This window comes from Allorhodopirellula solitaria (assembly GCF_007859855.1).
Lineage (GTDB): Bacteria > Planctomycetota > Planctomycetia > Pirellulales > Pirellulaceae > Rhodopirellula > Rhodopirellula solitaria.
In genome coordinates this window covers 1-13,769 of sequence record NZ_SJPK01000028.1, presented here as the reverse complement: position 1 = coordinate 13,769, position 13,769 = coordinate 1, and the positions used below count along the sequence as shown (strand labels likewise).

At 57.6% G+C, this 13,769-nt stretch carries 3 protein-coding genes; all 3 read left to right on the top strand.

Annotated elements, in window-relative coordinates; all coding sequences use genetic code 11:
• Positions 1-144 precede the first annotated feature (144 nt).
• The 3 genes from CA85_RS25490 to CA85_RS23270 all read left to right on the top strand — a co-directional run bounded on the left by CA85_RS25490 (position 145) and on the right by CA85_RS23270 (position 13,221).
• Positions 145-309, top strand: coding sequence for a hypothetical protein (locus CA85_RS25490; protein ID WP_222435515.1), 165 nt, complete (start codon positions 145-147; stop codon positions 307-309).
• A gap of 471 nt (positions 310-780) precedes the next feature.
• Positions 781-2,763: a caspase family protein gene (locus CA85_RS23275; RefSeq protein WP_186775169.1), complete on the top strand. Its 1,983-nt coding sequence runs from the start codon at positions 781-783 to the stop codon at positions 2,761-2,763.
• Between the two features lie 771 nt (positions 2,764-3,534).
• The gene (locus CA85_RS23270; RefSeq protein ID WP_146393883.1) at positions 3,535-13,221 is read left to right on the top strand and encodes a dockerin type I domain-containing protein; all 9,687 of its coding nucleotides are present in this window, start codon (positions 3,535-3,537) and stop codon (positions 13,219-13,221) included.
• The last annotated feature ends 548 nt before the right edge of the window (positions 13,222-13,769 follow it).

Sequence of the window (13,769 nt, the reverse complement as noted above, 5' to 3'; positions counted from 1 at the left end):
AGTCGCCCACATCGAAAAGGCGTTCGCTGGCGGCATTGCCATCGATCTTCCTGGTGCTTTGCGAGTCTGACTGCTCCGGGATCTGAAACAAACGCGTGCCAGCCTTCTCGGTCAGCTCCTCCGTCACCCCAGATTGCGAGAGGCGTGCTTGAGCACGTCGTTTTCACTGACATTGATTTGATCCCTACGCCTGAGACGCTCAGCGACCCTTTGCCTAGTATCTGCGCGGTGATCGAAACGCTATTGCGTCTCGTCGAGACGATTCGAGAGTCGTTCAACCTGAGTCATCGCAGCGTCTTTGCATCGTAGTAAAAAGCCGGCAGAAGGCGGTAACAGAAAACCGTCTTTGGGCAGAAGAGATTGCTGTCCAACCTGATTAGGCCGTGCCAGCGAACTGGATTCTATCGAGTTGTTCTCACGCTGATAGGTTGTCGAGAAAAACGTGTCGTCGGGCAGGCCATGAGACTCGCTGCCGTTGCTGAACGGTGACTCGGTTTCGAATGAATTTGCTCACTTCGGAGTATCGAAGTGGGAGACCACGTCTTGCGTTCAAGTTGGCTGGGTTGAAGGTGGCGGGCGGTCTGTTGATTAGTGAAAACGAGATTTCCGGATCAAATCCTACCTCGGGGTACACAACCACCCCTCCACGGATCCGGCGTCGGCTACAATACCCCTTAGGGATGTAAGCAAGCCCCCTCTATCATGGATGTTTCATAGGCCGGGGAGCATTGGCCACAGCCCGTTAGACATTTCTCGCACTCACCCTTCGGAGACATTCCAGTGGCAGACAAAGCATTCCTTTCGGGGATCAACAATTACAAGACGATCAGCGATCTGCGCGGATGCGTCAGTGACACGGAGTCTCTCAAACAGCTACTCGTCGATGCGTTTGATTTCGACGAAGACAACATTCGCGTGAAAACGGACGACGAAGTCACTAAGTCCGTGATGGATAAGGGTTGGAAGTGGTTGCTGCGCGGAGCGAAACCCGGCGACCGCTTGGTGTTCCATTTTTCGGGACACGGGTCCTATACCGCCGATTTGGACGGTGAGACGGGCGAAGCGGATTGTCGAGACGAATTGCTGTGTTTGTACGGCATGGCTTGGGATGATCCGTCGACATACCTACTCGACGACGAGCTGGCAGAATGGACCAAGAAGATCCCCGACGGAGTGCATGTGACGTTCTTGCTCGATTGTTGTCACAGCGGGACGGCGACGCGAATGATCAAACCGGAGCTGAGCCGAGCAGTCAGGGGGGACTACGCGAGCGCGTCAGCGCAGTCGCTTGATGAGATTGCGATACAACGAGCTCAGCTTGATAGCGGGCGACGCAGTCGCAGTGCACCCATCGACGTCCGACCGGAATTGCATTCGGAGATTGGCAAAGCAACGGTACTGGCAAGATTTGTGCAGCCACCGGCAGAGATCGACTTGGCAGTCGAGAAAGCCAGGAAATCGAGGTCATTCCGCGAACTCATGCGCTCGACTCGAAGCCGAAGCGGCGAAGAAAAGTCCATGAATCATGTGCTGTGGTCTGGTTGTCGTGACGACCAAACCAGTGCCGACGCCTACATTGACAACGATTTCCATGGCGCATTTACCTATCACTTTTGCCAAGCCGCTCGTATGAGCAATGAGGGTTTCGCCGCTGATAGGGTTATCAAAACGCTGCGTCAATCGCTGAAGCGGAGTAATTTTAGCCAAGTCCCGCAACTGGAACCTGATTCGACAACGTCGATCCTATTCGGTGGCGATGAGGACGAGAGGGTGCCGAGCAGGGTAGACGGAGATGATTGGTCCAAACTGCTCGAGATCATGCAGCAAATCGCTGATCATCTGGGTGTTTCACGCGAGCAACCGGCTGTCGCTGGCTCGGCGACAATGCGTTCGGGGACACGTTCGTTGGTCTACGTCCACGGGATCTGCAAGCACGAGTCTGGTTACTCAGATGATTGGTTCGACGCGATGGCACCGCATCTGGCAGCAGCATTGCGAGTGGAACTCAACGCGAACAGAAAAGAGGTGTTGTGGAGTGAGCATGTGTCGAGAACGAGTCGCAGTCTCGCATCGGAAATCGACCCGCTCGAAATGCAACAAACAAGAACGGTGTTGGAGGCGGTTCTGGCGGAACGGATGGTTCGCGAAGCAGGTGAGCAGATTGCCGAGCGTGAAGTCGGGCGTAGCTCATCGGGTTTGTCACGAGATCCAATGCCGCCGGGGGCTATGCCGCGGGCACTCTTTGGCATCCCCGGCTTGGACTGCATTGATGATTTCGTCAAATACCTGTCCAGCGATCGCATTCGAAAATTGGTCATTGGCGAAGCAACCGATGTGTTACGCCCACTCCTTGAACGAGGTGATTCCGTTGAGCTTGTGAGTCATAGCTGGGGAACCATTGTGGCTTACGAGGCGCTGCACGTGCTCTCGCGAGAGGGGCTGCGTGGCCGAGTGAAGAACTGGTTCACCGTCGGCGCAGCACTATCGATTGGATACGTCGCGAAGCAATTGCGTCCGAGCAGCGGGCACAAGCCGGCCATCGTCAATGAGTGGACGAATCTGGATGCCCGTGGAGACGGGGTCGGAGGCAGCATCCGAGCCACGGGAATGCACGTGGACCAGGAGTTCTTGCGTCTGGATCCTCACGGCTGCAAATCGACATTTGGATTGGTTTCACCGGCGTGCGCCCATTCGTCGTACTTCCAAGCGGGGAATGATGCCGTGAATCGTGACATCTTTGCGAGGTTCCTAAAGCAAACCTAGTGATCTCACGAGTTGCTGTGGGTTTGGCAATATTTCTCGCGAAGGGGATTGCCACGCAAGGCCAAGGACTGCTTCAGCTAGTCCGCGGACGCTATTCGTTCTGATCAGCCGATAAGGTTGAAGTGCAATCCGGAACTCATTTGATACCGACGAGGACGGGAGACCGTGATTTAACTCGATGGCATCGTCGCGCTGCGAATGAATGAACAGGTCATGCAGCGGCGTGACTAGCGACCTGGCGTTCGCTTGGCAAATGCCAAGGCATTCGGGTGGGCTGCCAATCGATCAACTGGAGAGCTTCGCTCGAACGCTGCGGGATGACAGGCCAGCGGGGGCGGGGGCGCGAGCTCACGGAAGCTGGCCGCTGTCCGCGATCGGTCGCAGGCAGGCCCGAGGAGTGCATTCTGAATCAACTCACCAAACCGGGTGCTCATCCGCACTATTGCGTTTACCAATGATATACATTCATATACGTGACATCACCACGGATGGGGGTGCAGGGCCCCTCTTCTCGCGCCGCCGCTAGGAGCCCGTTCCTGCTGCCAATGTACGCCGATGGCGAGTATCACCTTTCCCCTCTGTATAGACGAGAGGATATGTGAGTGAGCCATCGTGATTGCGCCCGGTCAGTTTCCAGGAAAAACCATGAGTAAGTTGTTTGGATCCAGACGTGTTTCGTTGTCGCGATCACGCTCTCTGCGACGCCGCCGTCGTACGTTGCAACGGTCTTCGACGGCATCGCTCTTCCTGGAGCGCTTGGAAGATCGTCGTATGCTGGCCACCCTCAACCTGAGCGGCGGCGTCCTTGATTACGACGGCAGCGCAGCTGCTGGCACGCTGGCAGTCGAACTTGTCGGCGCGAACTACCGCTTTACCGATACGGAGAACATCACGCTCAGCGGCACGCAAGCGGCAAGCTGTTTGGGATCGGGCACGATGGTGGTGTCCTGTACGGCCAGCGACGTGTCGTCCATCAACATCGATCTGCTCGGCGGTACTGACTCGGCAACGATTGCCGACCTGATGCTTAGTGGAAACCTGTCCTTGACGGCGGAGAACGTTACGCTCAACGGCCCAGTCACAAGCAGTGGCACGGTCACAATCAACGCCAACGGCGGCTCGATCACGGACAACAATACGAGTGATCCGGACATCGTGGCCACCGATATCAACCTCGCTGCTGCCACGGGCATTGGCAAGCTGACCGATACGAATCCCACACTGGAGGTCGACAGCACGAACCTCGACGCCGCGACCGTCACCGGTGGTGTGTTCATTACCGACACCGCTGGAGGCGTGGCTCTTGGAACCGTATCGGCCGGCGCGGGGTTCGTCGCTCTGACTGCACTCAACGGGGCGATCACCGACGGGAACGGCGCGGCTGTCAATCTTACCGCTGCCAATGGCGTGAATCTGACGACGACGGGGACCAACAGCGCGATCGGTACGGCCAGCAATCCGATGGAAACCGCGATCGGATCGCTCACTGCCACGACCAACGACGGCGGCATTTACATCGCCGATTCGAATGGGCCAGGCCTGATCATCAACTCTGTCCTGGCGAAGGAGGGAGGGCAAACCCCGTTGCTCAATGGAGACCAGATCGTCGTTTTCGATCCACAGCTTGACCCTGCGGATCCTCCTGTGAATCCACATGCTGGGACAAAGGATGTCTCGATTTCGGCCCAGGGAGATATCTTGCTCAACAGCGTCACGGCCCCCGATATGGTCACGATCAGCTCCGCGGCGGGCAGAATACTGGACATCAATCAAGCGTCAAACAACGTCTTGGCCCGGGCCCAAAACCTCGTCGCTAACGGCGCGGTTGGACAGGACGGCGACGCGATTGAATCGACGGTCGAGACTTTCAGTGCCAACACAACCGACGGTCCAATCTTCTTGGCACAGTTGATTGCAAGCACGGCGGTGGCTGTCGTCGCCGGCGGGGCGGATAACCAAGTGCTGCTGACGAGTTCGGGCTCAAGCCTGCGAATCAAAACCATCGCGGCGCAAGGCACGGTCACCGTGGCCAACGGCGGCGGAGCGCTACTCGATGACAACGGGTCGGCCGTGAACATCACGGGCTCGATCGTCGAACTGACTGGCGCGTCGGGCATCGGAATTGCCCTCGATCCGCTTGAGACCAATACCTCCGACTTGCGCGCGAGCGTCAGTGCCGCCGCGATTGGTATCACTCCCGCCGCTTCGATTTACATTGACAACAGGAGTGGTGGCCTGGTCGCGATTGACTCCGTCGCGGCCAGCACGAACGCGGGCGATGTGGCGATCAACTTCCTCGGCGGTTCCCTCTCGTTTGTCGCGAGCACCCAAGTGCTCAACGCCGCGGGCGCGGCCCTGACGTTTGAAACCACGACTGGCGACGTCAAGCTTGGCCTCGTCGATGCAGGCACTCGGAACGTCAGCATCACCGCAGGGGGAGCGATCGTTGATGACACCAACGATGCCGTCGTGGACCTTCGCGGTGGCTCAACAAAACTCGCGTCGGGGGCCGCCATCGGCGATTCCCTCAATAAGATTGACACGGACATCACGTCATTGACCGTGACGACGGACACCGGGGGCGTTTTTATTAGCGAGGCTGATGCGTTCACAATCAACGCCTCAGCGACGGTCGGCGACATCGAGGTGAGCAACATGACCGGCAACATGACCGTGGGGTTCGTCTCCTCACCGGGTCAGGTCGCCCTCGATACCAATGGCACGATTCTGGACGGGAACGGCGCTGACAACAATGTATCGGCGGACACACTCATCCTGGTCGCGGCGAACGGTGTCGGTTTGGGCGGAGAGGGGCTGGAGAGTTCGGTCAACGCTCTGACGGCAGACGCCGGAGCGGGTGGTGGATTGGTGCTTGCCAACAAAAAGGCACTTGTGCTGACGTCGGTAGTGGCAACGGGTGCGCGAGTTTCCGTTTCCGCTTCAGGGAACCTGACCCTTGGCGCGGTGAATGCGACCGGCCAGGAAGTCACTTTGACTGCATCGGGCGAAGTCTTCGATGGGAACGGCGCCGCCACCAATGTTAGCGCCAACAGTGCCACTTTGAATGGGTCCATGATTGGCACGTCGGGCAACAAGATCGAGACCAATGTGTCAGCCATCACGGCCGCGACGACGACCGGCGGCATTTTCTTGAGCGACGCAAACCTCGCGAGTCTGGCCCTCACCGCGACAGCACTGGGGCAGGCCGCAGATATTGATATCGACAGCGCGGGCAGCATCCTCCTGAACACTGCGATCGCCAAGGGCGACACGGTGAAGCTGCGCGCCGACGGATCGATTACCGACGGCAACGATCCACCGCCGCCCATGGAAGTCAATATCATCGCGAAAACGCTTGACATCGCCGCTCCTGGTGGGATCGGCACCCCGGCGAACCCACTCGAGGCGGAGGTGGATCAGGTGGCCCTAGCGAACGGCGGCGCGGTGGGATCGAATTTGACTTTCACCGGCCCGCTCTTGCTTACCGAAGCCTCGCTCGAAGCGGCGGGCAGCGGCACGCTGACGTTCGATGCCGAGTCGATCACGATTGAAAACATCGGAGACAACAACGCGACGATCGCTCCCGGGCGTTCTCTTGTGCTGCGGACACCGACTGGGGCCATCGTATTTCTTGATACCGCTGACACGATCGAGACTTCAGTCGCAGGCACGATTAGCATCCAAGCGGGGACGGTTGTGGGCAGCGGAGCAGTCGCCGTGATAGGCAACCTCAAGACCGCTGGCGGAGACATCTTGGTGGGTGCCGAGCGAACCATCACCATTGGCCAGCTCGATGCTGGGGCGGGAGATGTGACGGTCGAATCTCGCGTTGGGGTCATTGTCGACGGCAACGGATCGGCGATCAACGTGATCGCTGGAACGACAACACTCAGCGGCGCAGCTCCAACGGCACGCGAGGCCGAACTCGACGAAACCTTTCGGATTGCAGAGGCGGCAGCCGCGAAGGCGGAGGCCGCTGCGGAGCAAACCGCAGTCGAGGCCTTGGGCAATGGACAGGCGATCCTCGACGCCGAGGTGGCGACAGGTCGAGTCACGGTGGAGCAGCTAAAGACGGAAGCCGAACTTCTGGACATCGAGTACTACGCGAAACAGGATCTCGTCGACAACCTGAGCATTGCAGCGGCCGCTGCGGACACTGCCGCCTTGGTAGCAACAACTGCGGCTACGGCTGCATTGTTAGTTGCTGGCCCCGCCCAAGCTATTCCTCTGATTGGTGACGCCGGTACCTTCGCCGTCCAGGCGTCTCTTCAAGTCGTCTCGAATGCTCTGGAAGCAGTGAGCACCGGCTTGGCCATCGGACTCACCGTGGAATCGATTGAACTGGCCGTCGTGGGTGCTGAGGACACCACGGCGAATTTCAAGTGGAACTCGGCGAGGGACCGGTTGGAGCTCGCCATCGTGACACAACAGGCATTCGCGGAATCGACCTCGATTACGCTAGCAGCTGCCACCAAGTCGGCGATCGTTCGCGATGCCTCTGAACGCATCCGTGACCAGGCCATCCTGGCCCGCGATCAGGCGAATGTGATCGGCACTGTCTCCGCCCCACTCGGCCTCGACGTCAGCGGAGTGGTGAATGTGACTGCTGGCCCGACGGATAGTTTTCTGCAAGTCGTCGGTAGCACGGCCGTCGACCTGATTCAGACCACCGGCAGCGTCACGCTGATCTCGACCGGCGCCATCAGCGACGCCGACGCCGGAGCCGGGGCGGATATCCTGGCCACAGGGCTGCGAATTGACGCCATTGGTGGCATCGGTGGAGCCTCGGATCCGCTCGAGACACGCGTGGCCACAATCAACGCAGCCAACACAACAGGCGGCGACATCGCGATTGCCAACACCGTCGGTGCCCAGGCGGCGCTCGACATCACCGGGATCTCGAACTCCGGTGGCGGCAATGTCATCATCTCCAATCACGGCAGTACGGTGGCCGGAGAGGGCATCACTGTCACTGGCCCGATCATCGCGAGCGACGCGGTGGCTGCCGTGACGATCAACTCAGGCAGCCCTCTGACGATCGACTCGGATATCACGGCGGCGGGCGCCATCGTGCTGACTGCGGCGGACACGCCCGGCGCTGGTGATGACCTGACGGTGAACTCAGGTGCAACCATCGAGTCGACGAGCTCATCCGTCACGCTCCGCGCCGGTGACAATGTCGCGATTTCGCCCGGGTCGACGATCCAGGCAAGTACCGAGATTGTCATCAAAGCCGACTTCAACGACGACGCGGCCGACACAATCGGTGCCGACGTGATTGTCGCTGGCACGCTCATCGCGCCGCTGGCCACCATCGGCGTCGACCCAACTGCCGACGACGATGACACGTTTACGATCACACCGCAGGTCACGACACCGATCATCGTGGATGCGGAGGATGGCGAGGACACGCTGAACTTCATCGCCAATGGTCTGCCGGTGACGATCGTTGGTAACCAAATCACAGCCGAGGGTCAGCAACCGGTGACGTTCAACAACTTTGAGTTTGTCAATATCATCAACGCCAGCGGTGGCGGCAACGTCACACTCTTGGCGGAGTCCGGCGACTCCGACGAGTTGATCCTCACGGGTACTGGCTCGAGAGCGGGCACGTTCACGCTTAACGGTGGCGTTCCCATCTCTTTCAGCGGTGTGGACAGTTTCACTTTCAACGCTGGCGATCTAGCCGACGTGATTGACGTGACACCGTTCGCTACTTCGGTGTTGCCGTGGAATGTCGCCGTTGCGATCGATGGCGGCGCTGCAACGGATCAGATCACCTACAACAACGTGGCCGGTCTGATCGATAGTACGCGCGTGACGGCGACCGCTCCCCAGGCGGGGCATATTGATTCGCCGGGTGTGACGGCGGCGCTAAACAGCCAACTGGTCTCGTTCACGAATGTGGAGGACATTGCGGCGAACGCCAACCTCGGCGAAGACGAGACCCTGATCGTCAACCAACGTGACACCTCGGCGGCCGATACGACGTTCCTTCTCAACAATGACTTCGAACTCGTCGGGCTTTTCAACGTCGATACAGAGAACTATGTCGGCCTGACGCTCAATGGCAATGGCGGTGATGACACATTTGAGATTACCCCCGGGACGATCCCAGTATTCGTCGACGGCGGCGACCCGATCGGCTCCACTGCTGGTGACTTGATTCACTTCCTGCCGGTGACCGGCTACACACTCGAACCAGGACCGGAAAATGACTCGGGAGGATTTGTCCCTCAGCAGGCCGGGGTCCAGCGTGTGAGCTGGGATCACATTGAGGAGGTATCCGTTACTGGGGGCGGCGCGGGCGTTTTCCTGGGTACCAATGGTGACGACGACACCACCATCATCGCTCGCGACAGTTCCACGCATGCGGGAGCCGATGGCGTACAAGACTTCACCGTCAGTCTCAACATCGGGCCGAGCGTCCTGTTCCTTGATACGCCAGTGTTCACGGTGAACGCCCTGTCTGGCGACGACGACATAGTCCTGCAGACGCTGGACCCCAATGTCGCTGTCTGGGACGTGGACTTCACCATCGAAGGCGCCACGCCCGGTGCAACCACCGGCGTGGGCCAACAAGGTGATGTTTTTCAACTGGAAACTCAGGGCGTGCAGACGGTCACATACAGCCCGACCGAAATCGACGTCGCGGAACTGTCCTCGATCATCAACTTTGGTGGTATCGAACAAGTTGTCTATCGAGGACAGGGCGACGACAGGCTATTCATGCACGGCACCGATGCGGACGACCAATTCATCGTCAATCCCGCCAATGGCGGTAGTGGAAGCCATCGATCCAATCGAGCGCCAACGTTCGACTTCGCGGGCGCCGACGCCGTCACCGCGACCGGGGGTAGCGGCGGCACCGACATAGTCATTGTCGAAGGAACGGACAGTAACGATGTATTGATTGCATCGGCAGCGACGCGGTTGGTGACGCTCCAGGATTCCACGGGGATAACGCTGGAACCAGTGGTTCTAGGGTCGGGAATCGATATGGTTACGCTCCAAGCCAACGCAGGTGACGATCGGATCCTGGTCTCGCCCGATCCGATCGGCGGCTCCAAACTGCAGTTCAGCGTTCATGGCGACCTTTACAATGCCAGCGACCGATTGGTCGTCGAGGACCAAGGAATTGGCAATACGATCCAAATCCATCAGGGCCCTGATCAGCGGAGCGGTTCGGTCATCGTGGGCGACTTGCCACCGGTGTCCTATGAAGGGATCGAATACGTCAACATCGCACCGCTTGATGCCGACGCCTCCAGCAATACGTTTGGTGGTACCGGTAGTGATGGAAATGGCCGTATCGTCGTGTTCCATCCGGATCCCTTCTCGTACAACAGTAATTTTCATAATCCCGCCGAATTACCCGACCTGGCCGAAAGCACGGCCAAGCCAAATATTAATCCTGGCGCCCTGGTTGATCCGTTCGGACTCGGATCGGATCTCAATGGAGACGTGGACTGGTATCGCTTTATCGCTTCGAAGACAGGCACCTTTCAATTCAAGGTGCTCATTGACGCGCTCCCCACCCTCGCCAATGGCCAACCAGGTCTGCCTGGTGACGGACGATTGCGCATTGACATGTTCCATGCCGATGGAAAACCGATCGCACGTCTGCCAGCGGAGATGGACGATGCAATCCAGACAATCGGTGCGAAGGAAGGGGAAAGCTACTTGGTGCGTATCCAGGGTGCGACGCCTGATTCAATCAATATTTATGACATCAGCGTTGCAGATATGGATAAGCTCGGACCACAGATCTTCGATCCGGATGGCGCCGGGCCGCAGCAGGCAATTCAGATCACAGGTAATTCCACCTACAATATTTTTGACGTTAAACCGATAATCCAAGGGCCCACGCCGCTGGTCAATAGCCTGACCATCAACATTCAGGACCTACCGACTCGATTTCCCGGATTCGTTTACGGGGCGTTGGACACCGACATTTCCTCGGCAGCAGGTCTCTATACGTTGACGGGAGACCACAATGGGATTATCCCGATCGCGGATATCTTTGTGGTGAATGCTCCCGTCTTCGAAGGTGACCTAGCGACAGCAACGATCGAACTGCGGTTCGACTCGCCACTGCCGGACGATCGCTACACACTCACGCTGAGCGACTCCATCGTTGACCCGAGCGGGAGCAAACTCGATGGCGAAAGCAATGCCCAGCAGCCGCAGGGCAGCCCCACGTTACCCTCCGGTGACACAGTCGCAGGCGGCGATTTCATAGCTCGTTTCACTGTGGATTCGCGAGCCGAACTCGGTGTGTACGCCAAGGGCAGTGTCTATATCGATACCAATGGGAATAACCTATTCGATCCCGAAGCGACAGGCAGCGACGATACCAACGAGGACATCGTCTACAAACTGGGCAGCCAAACCTCTCGTATCATTGCCGGGAATTTTGTAGTCGGTGAGGCTGATGTCGCTGATGGGTACGACAAACTCGCGACATACGGTTCGTTCGGGGGATCCTTCCGTTGGTTGATTGACACCAATAACAATGGAGTTCCCGATCTCGTCGTCCGAGATCCCGCTCAGATCAGTGGGCTACCCGTCGCGGGTAATTTTGACGCCAATGCGGTAAACGGTGACGAGGTGGGGCTGAAGGCAGGCAGCACATGGTATCTCGATACCGATCATGATTTCTTGCTTGACAGTTCTCTTTCAGGGAACATGGTCGGGTTGCCGTTTGTCGGTGACTTTGATGGCGATGGCATCGACGATCTAGGCGCTTGGTCGAATGACCTATTCGTGCTCGATCTCAGTGACGATGGCATCGATGGAATGACTGATGCTTCCTTCACGTTCGGTTTCCCCGGTGTTCGTGAAATTCCGTTTGCTGCGGATTTCAACGGAGACGGATTGGATGATATCGGATTATGGCAGCCTGACGGTGCTGGCGTGTCACCCGAGGAACAGGCTGAGTTCTATGTCTTGATGAGCCAAAGGACACCCAAGACGCTACTCAATGATGCATTGTTTGCGGGCAATGAGCTGGTGCAAATAACTCAGTCCTTTCAATCCAGGCCAGCCGATGAGTTCGTCTCCATCGATCCCACCAAGAGCTATGTGCTCTCCGGCGAAGCTAGATCAGGCGATGGAGCCGGCGGATTGTATGATCCAGCCAACAAACAGTACTTCGGGTTTGCCAGTTACGACATCGACTATCAGAGAATCCTTCCCTGGCATGTGCTCAAATATGCGAGTGCGACCGATACAGTGCTGACCGCAGATTTGAAACCGGGTGACACTCAAGTCTTCCTGCAGAATGCGGTGGGTTGGGCCAACGGGGGCCCCGCTCACCAACGTAGCCTAGCCTGGTACGGGTACACCGATAGTCAGGGTCACACCTATGACGATTACACGTACACCCGCAATGTTGCGATCGATCGGGTCAATGGAACCTGGGGACCTGGTGGCGTTACGGGAAATGTCATCACGTTGCATCAGCCTTGGACGGGGCCTCTGATTGCCGCGGGCTCCGCGGTTCGCAACGCCACATCGGGAGTCAGTTACAACTACGCGGGACTGCAGTATCAATCGGTTCCGGATGTTTGGACGAGGTATGAAGTGACGCTGAGTGGAACGGGAGTTGCCACCACGCAGTTCCGTCCAGGAACCGCGTTCATTAAGCCTATTGTGCTGGCGAACTACCAGGGCAATGCGAACAATCAGATTGCATGGAAAGAGATTCAGTTGCATGCCGCCGTGTCGTCCACCTCCGTGGTGGAACGGATTACGGCTGCGACTGACGGGTCGGGAGGCAACGAGATCACTTTCACACCACAGCCGTTTGGACAGGATTTATTCGCAACGTTTGGTGATTCGCTCGCCTTGCCTATTGTCGGCAATTTTGATCCTCCCTTGGTACCCGCAGGAGGAGATCCCGTGGAACCTGTGCGTGTGATGACACTTAGCACAACGAACCTTGACAATCCATATGATGTCAACCGCGACGGCAGCGTCACAGCCTTGGATGCATTGACGATTATCAACTACCTCAATTTGGAGCAATCGTCGTCGGGCGAATCGATCCTGGTCGAGTCTGGCAGCACGATCCAGGACCAGGGTCCGATGCTCAATGTTAACAGAGATGGATTCATCACGGCCTTGGACGTGCTCAACGTGATCAACTATCTCAACGAGCTCGTCACACAGGTCGTGAATCCCGAACCCGTGCCGTCCGTGATTTTGCCAGAAGTTCCTTCTATAGTGATCACAGATCACGACGATGAAGGTGCCAGGGAGTTCGGAACGGTCATTCGCGATGTCGCCGAGGGACTAGTCAATTTCTCAACGGCTGCGTCAAAAGACGACTCGCAGGTGCGAGTTGACGACGTCTTTTCGAGTTGGGACGGAATGACCGATGCAGATCCAATGGAGACCGAAGCTTCCGATCTATCGTTCCAGATCGAACTATTGGCGACGACCAATCGGTGGTAAGCAGACGATTGCAACGTCCCAACAAAGATGCTTGCGGTGTTGTTCGCGACGATCAAACCGTTGGCGATATTTTAAACCGCCTGCAACGGAGAGTTGGAGGCTAACTGACAGCGTGTTAGCACCGCGTGGTCAATACGCAACACACGATGAATAAGTGTCGGTTCTAGTTGTGAACGAGGCGACGAGTCCCGCGGCTTTGGACTCGTCGCCTCCTGTTGATTATCCACACGTGACCCTACGCCGAAGGCGTTTAAGAAAATTGCCGGTGGTTTGAGCGCGAGCGAACACCACCGGATAAAAAGCGAAACTCAAGAGCCAACCCCGAATGGGGTTGAAGATCATTCATGCCGGGATCTGCGACCCACTTCGGGGTCGACGTTCCACGACCAACGAACGACCGTAGGTGGCGCTGCGCTGACCTCATAGGCATCAAGTTAAGGATTGATCTATAAAAAAAGCGGAAAACCGTTCATAAAGTGACTTGAATTACAACCTCGTCACCTCGGAGAACGGAGTTTCCGCATGGACAGAGTAACAGCGCTGGCCGA